Raw genomic sequence first — 17,063 nt, forward strand, 5'->3', positions numbered from 1 at the left:
CTAGACGAGTAAGTCCTAACTCGGCTAGGCGGACGACTAGTAGGCGGATGCTATTTACACCTGTGTAGGAGAAGGGTGTCGATGATCTGTTTGTGACGACAGACATCAACACCCTTCTCACCGCACTGTACGTGAAGATCGACGACTGGCTCGTACGGCCTCGCCGCGCTGGGCGTCCACCGAAGCTCTCCGACGCTGAACTGCTGACCATCGCGGTTGCCCAAGCCTTGCTCGGTATCCGCTCCGAGGCCCGCTGGCTGCGGTTGCTGCCCGCCCATCTACCAGGTGCATTCCCGTACCTGCCCAGCCAGTCGGGCTACAACAAACGTCTGCGTGGCGCTCTACCCTTGCTCAAGCAGGTGATCCGCCTGCTCGCAGCGGACACCGATCTGTGGCACGACGACGTCTGGGTCACCGACTCCACCCCCGTCGAGTGCGGCCGATCCCGGCCCACCGCCAAACGTTCGGACCTGGCCGGCTGGGCCGGTTACGGCTACTGCTCGTCACACTCGCGCTTCTTCTGGGGCCTGCGCCTGCACCTGATCTGCACACCGTCCGGGCTCCCGATCGCCTGGACCCTGGCAACCCCGAAGACCGACGAACGCCACATCCTGACTGCCGCCCTGGAAGACGACCCCGCCCTGCTGTCCGGCCGGCATGGGCAACTGATCATCGCGGACAAGGGCTACGTCTCCGCTGAACTCGACCGGTGGCTGACCGACCGCGGGATCCGGCTGCTGCGCCCGTCTTACCGCAACCGAACCCCACACCCTGGCGAGCACCTGCTCAAACCCATCCGCCAGCTGATCGAGTCGGTCAACGACACGTTGAAAGGCCAGCTCGACCTCGAACTGCACGGCGGCCGCAGTATCGAAGGCGTCGGCGCCCGCATCGCTCAACGCCTACTCGCCATGACCGCCGCGATCTGGCACAACCGCGCTACCGGACAACCTTTGACCAGGTCATTGATCGCCTACGACCACTAACCCAAGTTGGGACTTACTCGTCTAGTTGCAGCGCCACATGACGGGCTCATCTTGATGGGCGGGGTCGGCCCGCTTACTGAGGCTGCTCCCGCCCGCGGTCCGGCCATCGTCGCTGACGATGGCGATTTGGAAAGCGTCATCGGCACGTTCCCCGACGGGCTCGGGGAACGTGAAGATCTGCCTGCCGATGTACGCCTCCAGCGTTATGACCGGCACGGTCAGCCCGGACTCCGCGCCCTGGGGCAGCTTCTGCCAGGTTCCGCTGGCTACGTGGTAGCGGTAGGCGGAGGTGTCCCACGAGTAGGGCCCTTCGGGCAGGTTGGGATTCCCTGCAGACTCTTCGGCGGACGGTCCGGACGAGGCAGTCCCGGCCGGCGCGAACGTCGCCACGTCGCCGTAGAGCCAGCCGAAGCGGAAGTATGCGGACCAGAACCGAGTGGCCTGTCCCTTGCCGGCCTTGGGCGCCTCGATCGGCCGGCTCGTCCCGTCGGGGAACCAAAGGTACGTCTGCTCGATGTAGGTCCTCGTCGAGAGCCGGACCGCGATGGTGCCGTCCTCGGCAATGTCGATGGCTCTCCCGCCCAGCGTGCCGGGGGGCAGCTTCATGACCTCGGGCTGGGCGTCAGGGCCGGCCCAGCGCACCGGAATGTCCCGGCCGGACTCACGCGTACCGGCGATCATCCCGTCATCGTTGATGGCTTGCGCCGTGCCCACGCCCGGCAACCGGCTGACCCGGCCGTTGCGGTACACGTAGGGAAGGAAAGGCGACTCCGTGGTGGAACCGACCGCAACACCCGACGCATTGATGTCGGACATCATCGGGGAACGGCCGCCTGGGGACACGCGGGCGACAAGTTTGCCGTCGTGCCACACCAGGACTGCCCTCGTCTTCCCGGCGGACGGGTTGGTGGAGCCGACCAGGTAGGCGCCGCTCGGGTCGCCGCCGGTGACCGTGGCCGCCGCGGCGGCGCCGCCGATCGGCAGCCGGATCGCGGTGCAGGCCGCGGGAATCGCCGGGTCGGTGGGCAGATCAGGCTTCGGCTTGGTGGCCGGCGCGGTCAGGGCAAGAGCGCTGCCGGTGGCGGCGGCCGCGATCACGGCGGTCAGCCCGGAGATGATCGCCCCGGCCCGGATACGTCGCGCGCGCCGGCCCCGGCGCATCGCCTCGGCGACGTTGATGCGGGTCGCGGCGGGCGGTTCGGTGACCAGCGGTCGCAGCAGTCGTCTGCCGTAGTCGTCGTCGTTCATCGGGCGCCTCCGTCGGGGCTGTCGATGGCGGGCACGGGCTCGTCGAGGATCTGGCGCAGCCGTTTGAGGCCGTGCGAGGTCTGGCTCTTGACGGTGCCGTCCGTGCAGCCGAGGATCCGGGCCACCTCGGCGACCGGCAGGTCGCAGAGAAAACGCAGTACGAGTACGGCTTGCTGGCGGGCGGGGACCTGGGCGAGGGCAGCGCGCAACGTCGCCTGTTCCTCGACCGGGCGCGGCGGCAGGGCCGGGCGCTCCGGCGCGGAGGCGAACAGCCCGACCCGCCACCAGCCGCGGCGTTTCTCGTCCAGGAAGGCACGCACGATCATCGTGTGCACGTAGGCATCGACGTTGTCGGCCTGCGAGATGCGCGGCCAGCGGGCGTACAGCTTCGTGATGGTTTCCTGGACCAGGTCGTCGGCCTGATCCGGGTTGCCGCACAGCAGGAAGGCCATTCGGCGCAAGGCGACCACGCGTCCGTTGACGTAGTCGAGGTATCCGGCGTCGGATGTATCGCTCATCCAATTTCCCGTCGCGTCATACTCTTTCGACGGGCTTCGCCCGCATGAGGTTGTACGCGAGGTCGAAGCTCGCCAGCGTGCTGCGAGCTGCCGCGTCGACCCAGTACCGAGATAACCCTGTACTCGTGACGATGAAAGTGCTGGAGGCGGCCGGACTGCTCACCCTCACGCTTCCTGACGACATCGGAGCGGCGGGCCGGCGGAGCTTACGCCCCAAGGTCGGCTTGTCCGGGAGCGCCAAGCGCGTCATTCATTCACGGACGTGCGCGTCGCGGCGGTGTCGTGCCGGTGCTGTGGGCCGAGCACGCGCAGCATGTTCAGCGCCTCGGTTCCACCGGGAGGTGGGGTGAAGACCCGCAGTCGTTGGTCCGCCGCGGGCGTCACCAGCACCTCGCAGTCGAACTCGATCCTGCCGAGCTCGGGATGCATGAGTCCGTACGGGTGAGACCTGCGCACCGCGACCTCGTGCCGGTCCCACAGCGACGCGAACTCGGCGCTGGCCGCACGGAGCCGACTGAGAAGTGTGCGAGATTCGGCGTCGTCCCCGCGGTGGGCCACCGCGGCGCGCAGGTCGGCGACCAACTGCCGGGCGTGTTCCTCGTGCTCCTCGGCCGCGAAGCGGCTCCGTACGTCCGGCTCGGTGAACCAGCGCAGCACGATGTTGCGGTCCTCCTTGGCCACCGTGCACACGCACCCGAACAACGCCTTCGCCATGTCGTTCTGCGCCAGCAGGTCGCCCAGATCGCTCAGGACCTGGACCGGAACGCTGTCCAGCCGGTCGAGGAGGTACAGCATGCTCGGCCGCAGGTACTCCCCGGCCCGCGCACCCTCCGGCGGGCGGTGCCCGGCGAGCAGGTACAGGTGGTCCCGCTCGTCGGCGGTCAGTCGCAGCGCGCGCGTAAGAGCGGCCAGCATCTGAACCGAGGGCTGCGGGCTCCTGGCCTGCTCGAGCCGCATGTAATAGTCGGTCGACATCGCGGCGAGCGCCGCGACCTCCTCGCGGCGCAGTCCCGGCGTACGCCGCCTCGGCCCCTCGATCAGCCCGACGTCCCGTGGACTCAGCCGCTCTCGGGACCGGCGCAGGAAATCGGCGAGGTCGTCGCGGTGCATCCCCATGGACCGTAACGGTATCTCCGTTCGTGGAACGCACCCTCGGACCGTCGATCCTAGGGAAACCGCTCCGTTCCTGAGTCGCCGGCAACGAAGGCACAGTCCCGGTGTGGCCGTCAACGGCCTGACCGAGGAGAACGGTGATCAGACAATGAAGGAATCTGTGCTGGAAGTGCCCGGTGCGCGGCTGCACCAATTCGTGCGTGGCTCGGGCCCCCTGCTGCTGCTCATCGCCGGAGGTTTTGGGGACGCCTCCGTGAACGAAGCTCTCGCCACCCGACTCGCCGATCGGTACACCGTCCTCACCTACGACCGCCGTGGCCTGTCGGGAAGCACCACCGACGAGTCCGAACTGACGCTGGCCACGCATGCCGACGACGCCTCCCGCCTGCTCTCCGCTCTGACCACGGAACCCGCCTACGTCTACGGCAGCAGCGTCGGCGCGGCGATCGCGCTCGAGCTGACCATCAGGCACCCCGGGCAGGTCGGCGCGGTCGTCGCGCACGAACCGCCCACCCTTCAGCTGTTGCCGGAGCCCGAGCGGGCTGTCGCCATCCAGGATTTCCTCGCAACCGAGGAGACGTTCAAGGCGGAGGGCGCCGGCCCCGCTCTGCGCAGGTTCGGGAAGGCCATCGACATCGACCCCGCCGACCGTGAGCCGGACGTCGAGATGCGCAGTCCGGGGCCGGAACACCTGTCGAACGTGGCGTTCCTCTTCACGTACGACTTTCCGGCCATACGGGCTCAGACGTTCGACATGACCCAGCTCAAGGGCTCACCCGCCCGTGTCGTGCCCGCTGTCGGTGAGAACTCGAGCCACATCTGGCCGCACAAGTGCGCCCGGTTGCTCGCCGAGGAATTGGGGACCCCCTACGAGACCTTCCCCGGCGGGCACAACGGATACAGATTCCGCCCGCGCGCGACCGCGGAGCGACTTCACCAGGTGCTCAACCAGGACGGCGGCATCCACGGGTGATACGACTTTCGTCGAACGGCGCGCTGGGGTTGTCAGTGACGCTGGCCCTGGGTGTTCCATTCGTGCTCATCTCGATCGCTGCGCGCACCCTGCCGGCCGACGTGCTGACGGGAGCGCGGTTCGCGCTCGCCGCCGCCACTCTGCTCGCCATCACATGGGCGCGTCGTGGCTCCACCCAGGCGTTCAGCGCACTGGCCCGGCTGCTGTCGGCCAGACCGGTCGACGTCCTGTTGGTAGGGCTGTGCAGTGCCGCGCTGCCATCGATCCTCATTACCGTTGGTGAACACCACATGCCGACCGGCCTGACATCGTTGCTGCTGGCCACGACCCCGATGTGGATTGCCATGGGCAGCCCTCTCCTGTTCCCCACCGAGCACCTTGGTGCGCGACGGACGGCGTGTCTGGTCGTGGCATTGTGCGGAACCGCGTTCATGACCGCCGACAACGGCGCTCACGGTTCGATGCTGTGGGCGGCCCTTCCGCTGGCCGCCGCGATGAGTTACGCCGCAGGTAATCTGCTCGTTCGGTTCCGGCTGCGAGACGTCGACGCGTTCACCCTCACCTGCGCCCAGATGACGGTCGCGGTCGTCATCACCGCACCGTTCGCCGCGAGACATCTGTCCGCTGTCCGGTGGGAGCCTGGCCCTTGGGCGGCCGTCCTGGCACTGGGCGTTTTGTGCTCAGGGCTGGGCTGGCTCGCCAACACGGCCCTGGTCCAACGGGTGAGCGCGGTCCAGGCGTCACTGGTGTCGTTCACGGCGCCGGTGGTCGCCATGCTGCTGGGTACGATTGTGCTGAGCGAACGTCTGTCCCTGCCCCAGCTAGCGGCCGCCGGGATCGTGACGGTGGCCATCGCGGCGTTCGGAGTGCTGTCCCGCCCGACCCGCCAGCCGGATTCGCACCGGGAGGTAGGAGCCATCCCCGAACTCGCCATCCTCGGCTTCCTGGCAGAGACGCCCATGCACGCCTACGAGCTGCGCAAGCGCATCACCAAGCTGGTGGGACACGTCCGGCCGGTCAGCGATGGCTCCTTGCATCCGGCTCTTGAACGCCTGCGACGCAAGGGGCTGGTGACCAGTACCCCCGCGCCCAGCTCGGACGGCCCAGCTCGCCAGGTGTTCGAACTCACCGACGCCGGGCGCACCGAGCTGGAACACCGACTTGCGCACCCGGACGACCCGGACATCCACTTACGCTTCCGGGCCGGCATCCAGCTGACCCCGCCTGGCGCGGTCAACGAATGACCTTGAACTTCAACCACCCCGAACGACACACCGTCGCGGAGCCGGACGGCTGACCGGTTCGGTCAAAGGTCGTCGGGCTCGGCCGGGATGAGATGTTCGAGCAGGGCCTCGCTGATGTCGCCGAGTTGCCGGACCTGCTCGGGAGAAAGCCTGTCGATCAGATGGGCGCGGACGCTCTCCACATGCAGGGGAGCGGCGATCTCGAGCGCGGCCTGTCCTTCGTCGGTGAGAACGGCGATCCAGCCGCGCCGGTCGGAGGCGAGATTCTCCCGCCGCACCCAGCCGGCCTGTTTCAGCTTGTTGATCGCATGCGTGATACGGCTCGGTTTGGAATGAGTCCAGTGCGCCAGTTCGCTCATACGCATTGTTCGGTCCGGAGCTTCTGACAGTAGGACGAGCAGCTCGTAGTAGGTCGGCGGCATCCCGACCGCCTCCTGCAGGTCCCGGTCGAGCCGGTCGAACAGCAGCCGAGTGGCCAGGCCGAACGTCCGCCAGCTTCGCTGCTCATCGTCGTTGAGCCACCGCGTCTCGGTCACACCTTCAGAAGCTATCACGCCGAACAGTTGCGTACTGAAATATCAATCGGGTATCGTCCAGACACTAGTTCAGTGCTGAAAGATTCACTACTGTAATGAGGAGGATGACCATCTCCACCTCGACACGCTCTGAAACTCACCGATCTTCAGAAAGCACGGATCATGGACAAGCCCGTCAACATCGCCGTCATCTACTACTCCTCCACCGGCACGATCGCCGAGATCGCCCGAGTGATGGCCGAGACCGCGGAGAAGACCGACGCCCACGTCAGGCTCCGCAAGGTGGCCGAACTGGCTCCACGGGCCGCGATCGACGCCAACCCCGCGTGGTCGGCCAACCTCACCGCGACCGCCGACATCCCCGTCGCCGAGGCGGACGACATCGTCTGGGCCGACGGAGTGCTCATCGGCTCACCGACCCGCTTCGGCAACATCGCCGCGCAGCTCAAGCAGTTCCTCGACACCCTCGGACCCGTTTGGCAACAGGGTCTGCTGGCCGGCAAGGCCTACAGCGGCTTCACCTCTGCCGGAACCGGACACGGCGGGCACGAGTCCACGCTGCTCGCCCTCTCCCACACCTTCCACCATTTCGGCGGAATCATCGTTCCACCCGGCTACACCGATCCGGCCAAGTTCAGCGACGGCAACCCCTACGGCACCTCGCACTTTGATCAGGGCGGCACCGCCCCGGTCGACGACACCACCCGCGCCGCGGCCGGAGTCCAGGCCGAGCGCCTCGTGAGATACGCCCGCGCGGCGAAGGACGCTTGACCTTGCGGAACAGCCCACGGCAGCCAGCCTGCAGCGTTGGTCAGCCAACGAATCTGCACGTGGTTGGCACCACAAACAACCACCAAGGAAAGAGGACGTCATGTCCACGGATGCGCTGATCGCCGACCGTATCGAGATCGCCGACCTGTTCGCCCGCTTCGCGCGCCTGCTCGATGAGGAGCGGTGGGAGGATGCGGACGCCGTTTTCGCCGACGATGTGGTGGTGCAGTCGCCGCGCGGGGGTGAGCTCCGCGGCATCGAAAAGGTCGTCGGCTTTATGCGGCAGGGTGAGGTCGAGGGGCAGCACGCCCAGCACACGACCACCGACCTGCTGGTGGACATCGACGGCGACCAGGCGGCAGCCTCGGCAAACTCGCTGGTGTACTACTACCGTGACGGCCAAGCGCCCCACTTCACCGGCGGCCTGCGGCAGATCTGCACCGTGGTACGGACGCCGGCGGGCTGGCGACTTCGCCGGGTGCGGATCACACCCGCCTGGACACGCGAGAACTGACCCCTTTCCAACAAGCCGCGTACACCCACGGGAGTGGGCGTACGCACCACAGGGAAGGAAAGGAATCGTATGGATAGCACACCGGAAAACGACCGGTCGCGGGGCGTTCACCAAGATGGCTCAGCGCCGGCGGCGGTACGTCGTTGTGACGTGCAAGAGACCCGTCTCGACACCGCCCGGATCCGGGCGGCTCGCCGGCTGATCGACCCGGTTTTCCTCGACACCCCGCTGTATCGCTGTGAGGCGCTCGAACCCGGCCTCGGGTGTGCGGTGAGCATCAAGCTCGAAACGGTGAACCCGGTCCGTAGCTTCAAGGCCCGCGGCACCGAGGTGGTCGTGAGCCTGCTCGCCGGGAACGGCTCGCGAGCCGCGGTGTGTGCCAGCGCGGGCAACCTGGGTCATGCCCTCGCGTGGTCCGGTCGCGGCCAAGGGCTCGACATCACCGTTGTGGCATCCCGCTTTGCGCCGGCGGCCAAGCTCGATCGCATCCGCGCGTTGGGCGCCAGGTTGGAGTTGGTGGACGGCGACTTCGAGATGGCTCGTGAGCGGGCGGCGGCCATCGCACGGTACGACGGCATCCGGCTGGTCGAAGACAGCCTGGACGTCGAGACCTGCGAAGGCGCGGCGACCATCGGCTTGGAGCTGCTGGACACCGCGCCGTCGTTCGACGCCGTCCTGATCGCCCTCGGCGGCGGGGCGCTGGCCACCGGCGTCGGGCATATGGTCAAGGCCCTGGCGCCCGAAGTCGAGGTGATCTGCGTCCAGCCGCTGGGCGCACCGGCGATGACGCTCTCGTGGCGCACGCGGGGCGTCGTCACCACCGACTCGACTGACACCATCGCTGACGGCGTCGCCGGCCGGCGCCCCATCCCGGCCGTCCTGGACGACCTCCTCCTGGTCGCCGACGATGCCGTCCTGGTCCAGGAGGCGTCAATCATTGCTGGCATGCGGATGCTCCTCGACCACGCCGGCCTCGTCGTTGAACCGTCGGCCGCGCTCGGCATCGCGGCGATCCTCGAAGACCGTGACCGCTTCGCCGGCCGACACGTGGTGACCATCGTGTGTGGCGGCAACGTCGACATAGACGCCTATCACCGCTGGGTTGGTGCGGGCTCCTATCCACACAGGTCTTGACGCGTACCGCAGAGGTGCGCGAAGCCAGGCTGAAAGGTATCTCCCGCCCGACCGGGAGTCGCACAACACCGGTGGCGCTACTGCGCTGACCTTGAAGAACTGCCAGGTGTAGGTAGCCGTGCAGGGCTCGGGCCAGGGCGACTCTGTCGTTGCTGGTGGGGCCGCTGCAAGAGAAGCGGCACAGGCGATTCGAACAGAGCGTTTACGACGCCATGATGGCTCATGCTCCGCCGGCGAGAAGGTCGTTGGCGAACTGAGCAGCTCAGCGGAGCGGCAGGATTGCCGACAGGGTAGTTATGGACACACGTCACGCGTCGGCAACTGCGGCCGGTGTGAGCCTGGACCATCTGCTGCGCGACGGTGGCCTGTACTGCGTCTACCAGCCTTTCGTCGACCTGGACTCCGGGGCAGTGCTGGCCTTCGAGGCGTTACTGCGCGGACCCGAAGACACCGGCCTGCGGTCGCCGATGGCCCTGCTGGATGCTGCTCGCGCGACCGGCCGGCTCGCTGAACTGGAATACGCCGCGCTACAAGCGTCACTGGCCGATGCGGCATCGCTCTCGCAAGGCCGTCCGGTGACGTTGTTCGTCAACCTCGAGCCCACCACGCTGACTCGACACCTGGATGTCGTCCGCGACGCGCTCACCACTCGTGCCGCGCACGTTCAGGTGGTCGTCGAGATCACCGAGCGAGCGCTGGCCGACGACCTAGCCGGCATTCTGACCGGCGCCGAACACCTGCGCGCCGCCGGCTGCGCCATCGCCTTGGACGACGTCGGGGTCCATCCCGAATCCCTGGCCTTCATCCCGCTGCTACGCCCAGAGATCGTCAAGCTCGACCTGCAACTGCTGCGCACCGTCAAAGACCCCGCCACCATCACCGTCGCCGGAGCGGTCCGCGCCTATGCCGAACAAGCCGGTGCCGAAGTCGTCGCCGAAGGCATCGAAACTCCTGGCGACCTGACCCGCGCCCTCGTGCTGGGCGCCACCCTCGGCCAAGGCTGGCTATGGAGCCGCGGCGAACGCCGAATCCCACCCGCAACTTTCCGGCCCGAACGCTTCACCGCCCACCCGATCGGCGCCGCCCTGCGCGCCACACCCTACGAACTGGTCGGCGCCGGCAAACACATCCGCCACGCACCCAAGCATCTACTCGTCCCATTGTCGAAAACCCTGGAATTGATGGCCTTGCAAGCCACGGTCCCCCCGGTGCTGTTCGCCGCCTTCGAACATGTCCAGTTCTTCCGCCCATCCACGAACCGCCGGTTCACCGAACTCGCCGCCCACCTACCATTCGTTGCCGCCTTGGGCGTGGACATGCCCTCCGAACCCGCTCCCGGCGTGCGCGGCGGCAACCTACCGATCCAGGACCCGCTGGCCAGCGAGTGGACCGTCCTGGTACTCGGCGCCCACACCGCCGCAGCCCTGATGGCCCGCGACCTCGGCGATACCGGCACCGACGCCGACCGCCAATTCGAATTCGTCGTCAGCTACGACCGCACCCTGGTCACCGCTGCGGCGCACTCCATGATCGGACGCCTCACCACACCCTGACACCCGACGCCACCCGCCAGTTCAAGGACCCACCGACACAATGCGGTAAGACCGACGCCCAGATGTCCCCGGACGTCGACCGCCGGGCTACTGGGGTACCCCAGAATGCTTCGCACGCCCCTATGCCATCGGGCAGCCGTAAACGAGACATGCCGATGAGAATGCGCGCGATGGACGCAGTTATGTTTGAGTATCCAGGCGCGCCCGATAGAGTACGGCCGATTCTCGACCGGCAATTGGTAGATCTCGACGGCTCCGCGATCGGGGCCGGTCCCTGCTTCCGCCGAGCCAGCTCGTTCTTCTAAGATCGACCGGCTAGCTGTCGATGGGATGCACATGGATCACGGCCTCGGCACACACACGGCACAGAGCACCCGGTGGTTCAAGGTCGGGACCAGCTCTGAGACCGATCCGCACCGTGCCGGTGCCGTGGCGGCCTCGCGCGCGCTGGCCGGCCCGGACCCTCGGCTGTTGGTCGTGTTCTGCTCGATTCGGCTGGACCCGCACGCGGTGCTCGCCGGCATCAAGGAGGTCGCCGCGGGGGTTCCGCTGATCGGCTGTTCCTCCGGCGCCGAGATAGGCGTCGAGGGCCCCGGCATGGGTGTGGTAGCAGTCGCCGCGTTCGGCGGCTCTGGCTTCACCGTGCGGACCAGCGCCGCGACCGGAACCCGGACGGCGCCGCGCGAGGGCGGCAACGAGGTGGCCCGCTCGGCCTTCGCCGGGATGGACGACACGAACCAGTTCATGCTGCTGCTGACCGACGGCCTCGTCCAGGATCAGGACGAAATCATCGGCGGAGTCTACGAGATGCTGGGGGCCGGCGTAGTGCTGGTGGGCGGTGCCGCGGGTACGGCCGTTGTCTCCGACAGCGGCGTTAATGCCGACACCTTCCATATGTACGACGGCGAGGTTCTCACCGACGCGGTCGTAGGTGCAGCAATCACTTCTGACGGGCCGTTCGGAGTGGCGATGCGGCACGGTTTCCAGGAGGTCGGGGAGCCCATGGTGGTGACTCGCAGCCGCAAGGGCCGCATCTATACGCTCGACAACCGGCCGGCGGTGCACGCCTACCTGGACCGGCTGGGCGCGCCGGCCGAGGCCTACCACGACAAGAAGGCGTTCGTCGCGTTCTCCCGGCTGCGGCCGCTGTGCGTCCTGCGGCGGGCGACGGAGGAGGTCCGCTTCGTCACCGACGACGTTGACCTCGACGAGGGCTCGCTCATGTGCGTCGGCGACGTCCCGGAGGGTGGCGTGGTCTGGCCGCTGGACTCGGACGCGGACAGCACTATCGAAACGGTCGACCGTGCCTGGCCGGCCGCCGTCGAGGCGCTCGGCGGCCGGTCCCCGCTGGGTTTCCTCGCCTTCGACTGCGGCATCCGGCAGGACATCCTCAGCCAGAGTCCCACCGGCGATCGGGTGGCCGAAGAGGTCAGCTTGATGGCTCGTCAGGCGGCCGGCTTGCCCTTCATCGGGTTCTACACGTGGGGTGAGATCGCCCGCATTCGCGGCGTCAACGGGCTGCACCACCAAACCCTCGTCGTGTTGGCCGTCGGCTGATCGCACATGTACGACATCGCGGCTGCCCTGGTCGTACAACAACTCGCGGAATTTCTCGGCGCGCTGTCCGAGGCCTCGGATGCGCCGAACGCCTACCGCCTCGCCTCGACGAGCGCGGCCCGGGCTCTGGACGCCGAAATGGTCGCGGTGTTGCGCGGCGGCGCGGTAGCCGCCGCCGTGGGGTTCCCGGCGGGTCAGGCACCGGCGCGAGAATTGTCGGCGGTCGTTTCCGGTGAGCGGGCCACGGTGGACGTGCCCGGTTGTGGCCCATGCCGGGCGATCTTCGCGCCCAGCGGCACCGAGCCACCCGAATACCTGGTGGTGGCGCGCGCCGGCCCGGACGGCTTCACCGTCGAAGAGGCGAGCCTCGTACGCGGCATGGCAAGAGTGTTGGAACTGCATGTCCACATGGTGCAGAGCCTGGCCGCCGAGCGCCGCCAGGCGGCACTCAACAGGGAACTCGTCGATTCGCTGAGCGAGCGCCAACGCCTCCTGGAGCACCTGTCTGGAATCCAGCGCGCCATCGCCCGCCGGACCTCGCTGCCCCGCGTCCTGGACATGATCACCGCTGGTGCCCACGACCTGCTCGGCCGGGACGGCGTGACGCTGTGGCTCCTGGACAGCGAGGAACCCGACATGCTTGTGCTGAAATCGGAAGTCGGCCTCCTTCAGCAGACCGCACGGCGACTGTCTCGGGCCACGCTGGCCGAGGCCGGGACGGTGGGGCGGGCCGTCGTCGAGGACCAGTTGTCGACGGTCGCTGGCCCGGGTGAAGTCAGCATGGCTGTACCGGTGCACGACAGCGGCACGGTCGTCGGCGCCCTTGCGGTGGCCGCGCACGGCGGGGAGCGCGAGTACGAGAAGCGGGACCGGGACATCCTGCACGCTTTCGCCGAACACGCCAGCCTCGCCGTCACGGACGCGAAGACGTTCCAGGCGCTCAACAAGGCTCACCACGATCAGGTCACCGGGCTCGTGAGCCGTAGTCCGTTCGTGGAGCAGCTGCAACGTGGCCTGTCCGTCGCCGGCTGTGCGGGCGATCGGCTCGGCCTGTTATTCGTCGACCTGGACGGATTCAAGCTCGTCAACGATTCGCTCGGCCATGCCGCCGGCGATGCGGTGCTGGCCGAGGTCGGTGCCCGATTGCGGGCGTGTGTCCGCAACACGGACACTGTGGCCAGGCTGGGCGGTGACGAGTTCGCGGTCCTCTTGGCCGATTTCGAAACCGACCACGAGGTGATCGCCGTCGCCGAACGGGTTCTCGACCAGATAAGCCGGCCGTTCGATCTGACCGGGCAGGAGGTCTTCATCGGCGCGAGCGTGGGCATCTCGTTGAGCGACCCCACCTCGCCGGATGCCGACGCGCTCATACGGGATGCAGATCTTGCGATGTATCACGCTAAACGCACAGGCAAGGGACGATATGAGGTCTTCCGGCCGGAAATGCAGGAAGCGTTCGAGAAGACCGTGAACCTGGCGACGGAACTTCGCCGGGCATTGGAACGCGACGAGTTCGTCGTCTACTACCAGCCGATATGCACCCTTGCCGACGGGAAACTGGTCGGGCTGGAAGCGTTGGTTCGCTGGCGGCACCCGACGCGCGGGATGGTCACTCCGATGGAGTTCATCCCGGCAGCCGAGGACACCGAGATGATCATCCCGATCGGTCATCGGGTGTTGCGCCAAGCCTGCCGTTCCGCATTCGAATGGAACCAGCAGCGGACACCCGCCGGGCTTCCGGAACTGACCGTTCACGTCAACGTCTCGACCCGGCAGCTTCGCGGCGACGTGGCGAAATCGGTGGCCGACGTGCTCCGCGAGACAGGGCTCGCGGCATCCCGGCTGGTCCTGGAGATCACCGAATCGCACCAGGCGCTAGACCTGACGCAGGTCTGCCATCAGTTGCAGCGCCTCAAGGACCTGGGCGTCGGGCTGGCGATCGATGATTTCGGAACCGGGTTCTCGTCGCTGCTCGCCCTGCGCCAGTTCCCGATCGACACGATCAAGATGGATAAGTCATTCGTCGACGACCTGGACGAGCACAGCGATCGATCGGACCTCGCCCGGGCCATCGTCCAGTTGGGGCGGACGGTGCGACGGGACGTCATCGCCGAGGGAATCGAGTCGGACCGGCAGCGGCGGGCCTTGCTGGACTGCGGCTGCCGCCTCGGCCAGGGCTATCTCTTCGGCAAACCGCTGGACCACGTGGCAACGACGGCCCTGGTGTCGGAGACGAGGTTCACGGCCGGGCTGCATCGACATGCAGGCGCTCACTGAGTCCGGGTGGCCAGTGCGACCACCACCCGAAGAACCGCACGGCACAGGTCAGCCCTGGACGCGCCCGCGGTGAGCCCTTCGGTCAGGAAGCGAGGCCCGAATGCGTTGCCGCTGCACCAGGGCATCGAAGGCGGGCCAGGTCTCGAGGCTGCGTGGGCTACCGTCGGGGCATGTCCGCACGGGAGGGGGGCCGACAGTCCAGGACACGGCCATCGCCCGGTTCTGCTCGACGGCTTGGAGCATGACGCCGGAATTGCCGAGATCCTCAACCGGTTGGCGCCGCTGCATCCACGCAACGACACCTTCCCGGGCGAGGTCCTGACACGTCTGGCCGCCGAGGCGCTCGACTGGGCCGCCGTCGATCGGGCTCGTCCCGTCGAGCTGGCCGGTTTCCGGGAGCGGTTCCTGCCCGACTGCGAGGTCACCGGTCGAGACCGGCCCAAGCTGCAGTTCGCCGTTCTCGCCGCCGCGGCTCGGCACGGCGGAGTTGAGGTCGACCTGCTGGACGAGGTCGCCTACTGGCAGACAGACGACTTCTGGCGCTACGCCGCCTACACCGCAATCGCCTACGTCCGCATGGCCGCCCACCGCGCCGGCGTACCCGAGCCCGACGTCTGCCGCGGCCTGGCCAAGACCCACGACGGGTGACCGGCCAAGGCGACCCAGCGCCCGCGGCACGCGGATGACGGACGCCGTCGGGCTCGCCAGCGGGCTGAAGCCTGCCCATCCACGCGCGAACCGCACAGCCCCGGTCATGCGCATACCCTGAACGCAGGACAAGGCCAGCTATGTTTCCCCAGCTCACCGCATATCCGGTTGAGGCTGGTTCGTGCACTGCCAACAGCCGATTCACGTTTGCCCACGTCAGGGCCTATCGGTGGACCATAGTTGGCAGAATAAGAACCGCCGCCCGCCGCGCCGCCGCAATGCCCATCCGATCCACCATCGGCGTACGACGCTTCGCTCCCGACACACCCGAACCAACGACAGCCGTTCAGCCGGTCACGGGGTAGCGCCACCAGGTTTCTGGAAACGTCGGACCTCCTGCGGCCAACCGCAAGCTGTCGCGATCTTTCCCGCCCACACCCTCGCTGCCTCCTCGTCGGCCACGTCCACGACGGTGAATCCGCCGAGGTGTTCCTTGGTCTCGGCGTAGGGCCCATCAGTGAACAAAGGCGTACCGCTCGACGCATCGACGCTGAAGACAGGGGCTTCGTCATCCAGGCCTCCCAGGAAGACGAGCACTCCGGCGGCCGTCATTTCTGCCCGCAGCGCACGGACAGCTTGGGACGCCGCACGGAAATCTTCCTCCTCGAGGTCGGGTACCCACTCGCCGTTGAAGGCAATGAGGTATTCGGTCATGTCTCCTCCTTCTACCGGCTCCGCCTCCGCGTCGCCCTCCAACATCTCTACGAACAGAGGCAGTGTGATCCGACACCGCATCGGAAGATTTTCGCACTCACATCGGCCCTAGGAGCCGCCAAGCTGCCACGGCAATGCACGGTCATGCCGCTGATAAGGCGCGGGCGGGTCGTGGTGACGCAGCGTTTCGTCGGGTGGGTGGTCGTGGCTTACGGCGTCGGACGGGCCTGGTCGCGGCATCGGGGCGCGGCTACCGTCGGGGCATGTCCGCACGGAAGCGGCCGACCGTCCAGGACGCGGCCATCGCCCGGCAGGTTCTGCTCGACGGCTTGCCCGGACAACAGCGCTGACCTGCTGAAACGTCGTTTGAGCAGGTCAGCCTTTGGCACGTGACGTCGGTTGATGACCGTTCAACGCTGTTCACGCCCGTTGAATGCACCCACCGGCAGCCAGCGCCGACAGCCATTTCGGGGAGCACCCCCGGGCCCGCGCGGGCCTCCATCGTCTTCGCGCAGGTCGCCGCGGTGAACCTCAGCCGGGAGGTCGGCGCTCGAGAATGCCGCTCGCGGTCGCCCGCACGACGGCTTCCCGCCGTCGTGATGCGTCGATCGATCGCGGATCCGGGCACCGAACCGATGGCGCGTGAATTTCGGGTCGATAGCGTCGTGGAGATCAGGTCTTCGACTGGGGTCGTTGCCGGCCTATCGCTGCCCTGTCCGTCGCCGAGCTCGACCACCCGCCAGGTCCCGTCCACCCGCCGGGCCAGGTCGACGGGTCACGAACGGCAGACCGAGCCCGGCCACGGCAGCCGCCAAGCTGGGTATGTCCGCGCTAACCGGAACTGGTTACGAGCTTAAGCGTTTGTCGTGCCAAGCGCGGCCGCTATCTGATCGATCGCCTCGGCCTCGGCGGGGCTCACGCTCTGTCCGTCCTCCCGGTGCGCGGCCGCGACCTTGTTGGCCAGGGTGAGCACGAAGCGCCGATACCCCTCGACCTCCTCGGTCGTGGCCTTGCTCTCCAGCAGCGCCACTGCGGTACTCAGGTGCCGGAGGCCGTTGTCCCGGAGTTCTTGGGGAGTGCGATACCTGGTGTGATCGGCCTTGGGCTTCGCCGCCACGATCTCGTCGAGCAGCTCGCTTTGGCCGTGCTCGGAACGCGCCTCGGCGAAGGCCTTCGACATGGCGATCGTCTCGCGGAACATCCCGCCGTGGGCCGCCGTCACCACGATCATGCCGGCGCTCGTGGGACCCTCGAGGACTGAGCGCACTCCTCGTCGG

Annotated in this window: 17 protein-coding genes; 10 read left to right on the forward strand and 7 right to left on the reverse strand. The window is 67.5% G+C overall.

Annotated features, from left to right (window positions below; genetic code table 11):
* Nucleotides 1-92 precede the first annotated feature (92 nt).
* A complete protein-coding gene (locus tag A3CQ_RS0141090; protein ID WP_020510166.1) occupies nucleotides 93-986 on the forward strand; it encodes an IS982 family transposase in 894 nt (297 codons plus the stop codon).
* Between the two features lie 21 nt (nucleotides 987-1,007).
* Here the strand turns inward: A3CQ_RS0141090 and A3CQ_RS0141095 are convergent, their stop codons facing one another.
* The 3 genes from A3CQ_RS0141095 to A3CQ_RS0141105 form a co-directional block, all read right to left on the reverse strand.
* On the reverse strand, nucleotides 1,008-2,234 hold the full coding sequence (locus A3CQ_RS0141095; protein ID WP_020516803.1) for a hypothetical protein: 1,227 nt from the start codon (nucleotides 2,232-2,234) through the stop codon (nucleotides 1,008-1,010).
* The gene (locus tag A3CQ_RS0141100; RefSeq protein WP_020516804.1) at nucleotides 2,231-2,752 is read right to left on the reverse strand and encodes a SigE family RNA polymerase sigma factor; all 522 of its coding nucleotides are present in this window, start codon (nucleotides 2,750-2,752) and stop codon (nucleotides 2,231-2,233) included. The genes A3CQ_RS0141095 and A3CQ_RS0141100 overlap by 4 nt, the downstream gene beginning before the upstream one ends.
* 246 nt (nucleotides 2,753-2,998) lie before the next feature.
* A complete protein-coding gene (locus tag A3CQ_RS0141105; RefSeq protein WP_020516805.1) occupies nucleotides 2,999-3,868 on the reverse strand; it encodes a helix-turn-helix transcriptional regulator in 870 nt (289 codons plus the stop codon).
* Between the two features lie 103 nt (nucleotides 3,869-3,971).
* Here A3CQ_RS0141105 and A3CQ_RS0141110 point away from each other — a divergent pair, with 103 nt between their 5' ends.
* Both A3CQ_RS0141110 and A3CQ_RS0141115 read left to right on the forward strand, forming a co-directional pair.
* Nucleotides 3,972-4,838 carry an alpha/beta fold hydrolase gene (locus A3CQ_RS0141110; RefSeq protein WP_020516806.1) on the forward strand — a complete coding sequence of 289 codons (867 nt, stop codon included), beginning with the start codon at nucleotides 3,972-3,974 and terminating at the stop codon, nucleotides 4,836-4,838.
* Between the two features lie 35 nt (nucleotides 4,839-4,873).
* A complete protein-coding gene (locus A3CQ_RS0141115) occupies nucleotides 4,874-6,082 on the forward strand; it encodes an EamA family transporter (RefSeq protein ID WP_020516807.1) in 1,209 nt (402 codons plus the stop codon).
* Between the two features lie 62 nt (nucleotides 6,083-6,144).
* On the opposite strand, the gene A3CQ_RS0141120 is transcribed toward A3CQ_RS0141115, so the two are convergent.
* A complete protein-coding gene (locus A3CQ_RS0141120) occupies nucleotides 6,145-6,618 on the reverse strand; it encodes a MarR family winged helix-turn-helix transcriptional regulator (RefSeq protein ID WP_020516808.1) in 474 nt (157 codons plus the stop codon).
* A gap of 162 nt (nucleotides 6,619-6,780) precedes the next feature.
* On the opposite strand from A3CQ_RS0141120, the gene A3CQ_RS0141125 reads away from it, so the two are divergent.
* The 7 genes from A3CQ_RS0141125 (at nucleotide 6,781) to A3CQ_RS0141155 (ending at nucleotide 15,072) form a co-directional block, all read left to right on the forward strand.
* The gene (locus tag A3CQ_RS0141125; RefSeq protein WP_020516809.1) at nucleotides 6,781-7,389 is read left to right on the forward strand and encodes a flavodoxin family protein; all 609 of its coding nucleotides are present in this window, start codon (nucleotides 6,781-6,783) and stop codon (nucleotides 7,387-7,389) included.
* A 100-nt stretch (nucleotides 7,390-7,489) separates the two neighbouring features.
* On the forward strand, nucleotides 7,490-7,903 hold the full coding sequence (locus tag A3CQ_RS0141130; RefSeq protein ID WP_020516810.1) for a nuclear transport factor 2 family protein: 414 nt from the start codon (nucleotides 7,490-7,492) through the stop codon (nucleotides 7,901-7,903).
* 150 nt (nucleotides 7,904-8,053) lie between these two features.
* Entirely contained in the window at nucleotides 8,054-9,037 is a 984-nt protein-coding gene (locus A3CQ_RS0141135) for a threonine ammonia-lyase (RefSeq protein WP_020516811.1), read from the forward strand.
* 332 nt (nucleotides 9,038-9,369) lie between these two features.
* Nucleotides 9,370-10,590: a sensor domain-containing phosphodiesterase gene (locus tag A3CQ_RS55845; RefSeq protein ID WP_020516812.1), complete on the forward strand. Its 1,221-nt coding sequence runs from the start codon at nucleotides 9,370-9,372 to the stop codon at nucleotides 10,588-10,590.
* A 429-nt stretch (nucleotides 10,591-11,019) separates the two neighbouring features.
* Nucleotides 11,020-12,147, forward strand: a complete 1,128-nt coding sequence (locus A3CQ_RS55850; RefSeq protein ID WP_169516355.1) for an FIST signal transduction protein — start codon at nucleotides 11,020-11,022, stop codon at nucleotides 12,145-12,147.
* 6 nt (nucleotides 12,148-12,153) lie between these two features.
* A complete protein-coding gene (locus tag A3CQ_RS55855) occupies nucleotides 12,154-14,424 on the forward strand; it encodes a putative bifunctional diguanylate cyclase/phosphodiesterase (RefSeq protein ID WP_020516814.1) in 2,271 nt (756 codons plus the stop codon).
* A gap of 234 nt (nucleotides 14,425-14,658) precedes the next feature.
* The gene (locus A3CQ_RS0141155) at nucleotides 14,659-15,072 is read left to right on the forward strand and encodes a hypothetical protein (protein ID WP_020516815.1); all 414 of its coding nucleotides are present in this window, start codon (nucleotides 14,659-14,661) and stop codon (nucleotides 15,070-15,072) included.
* Between the two features lie 354 nt (nucleotides 15,073-15,426).
* On the opposite strand, the gene A3CQ_RS0141160 is transcribed toward A3CQ_RS0141155, so the two are convergent.
* From A3CQ_RS0141160 to A3CQ_RS0141165, 3 genes are all read right to left on the reverse strand, one after another.
* Nucleotides 15,427-15,786, reverse strand: coding sequence for a YciI family protein (locus tag A3CQ_RS0141160; RefSeq protein ID WP_026206773.1), 360 nt, complete (start codon nucleotides 15,784-15,786; stop codon nucleotides 15,427-15,429).
* Nucleotides 15,787-16,036: 250 nt separating this feature from the next.
* Complete coding sequence (locus A3CQ_RS64135; protein WP_369076497.1) at nucleotides 16,037-16,540, reverse strand: hypothetical protein; 504 nt, start codon at nucleotides 16,538-16,540, stop codon at nucleotides 16,037-16,039.
* Between the two features lie 99 nt (nucleotides 16,541-16,639).
* On the reverse strand, nucleotides 16,640-17,017 hold the full coding sequence (locus tag A3CQ_RS0141165; protein WP_026206774.1) for a hypothetical protein: 378 nt from the start codon (nucleotides 17,015-17,017) through the stop codon (nucleotides 16,640-16,642).
* Nucleotides 17,018-17,063 lie beyond the last annotated feature (46 nt).

Origin of the sequence: Paractinoplanes globisporus DSM 43857, assembly GCF_000379645.1 — a bacterium.
GTDB lineage: Bacteria > Actinomycetota > Actinomycetes > Mycobacteriales > Micromonosporaceae > Actinoplanes > Actinoplanes globisporus.

Excerpts from the sequence above, each read along its gene's own strand:
- A3CQ_RS0141095 (WP_020516803.1), bottom strand. The coding sequence starts at position 2,234 with ATGAACGACGACGACTACGGCAGACGACTGCTGCGACCGCTGGTCACC.
- A3CQ_RS0141100 (WP_020516804.1), bottom strand. The coding sequence starts at position 2,752 with ATGAGCGATACATCCGACGCCGGATACCTCGACTACGTCAACGGACGC.
- A3CQ_RS0141105 (WP_020516805.1), bottom strand. The coding sequence starts at position 3,868 with ATGGGGATGCACCGCGACGACCTCGCCGATTTCCTGCGCCGGTCCCGA.
- A3CQ_RS0141125 (WP_020516809.1), top strand. The coding sequence starts at position 6,781 with ATGGACAAGCCCGTCAACATCGCCGTCATCTACTACTCCTCCACCGGC.
- A3CQ_RS0141130 (WP_020516810.1), top strand. The coding sequence starts at position 7,490 with ATGTCCACGGATGCGCTGATCGCCGACCGTATCGAGATCGCCGACCTG.
- A3CQ_RS55855 (WP_020516814.1), top strand. The coding sequence starts at position 12,154 with ATGTACGACATCGCGGCTGCCCTGGTCGTACAACAACTCGCGGAATTT.
- A3CQ_RS0141160 (WP_026206773.1), bottom strand. The coding sequence starts at position 15,786 with ATGACCGAATACCTCATTGCCTTCAACGGCGAGTGGGTACCCGACCTC.
- A3CQ_RS0141165 (WP_026206774.1), bottom strand. The coding sequence starts at position 17,017 with ATGATCGTGGTGACGGCGGCCCACGGCGGGATGTTCCGCGAGACGATC.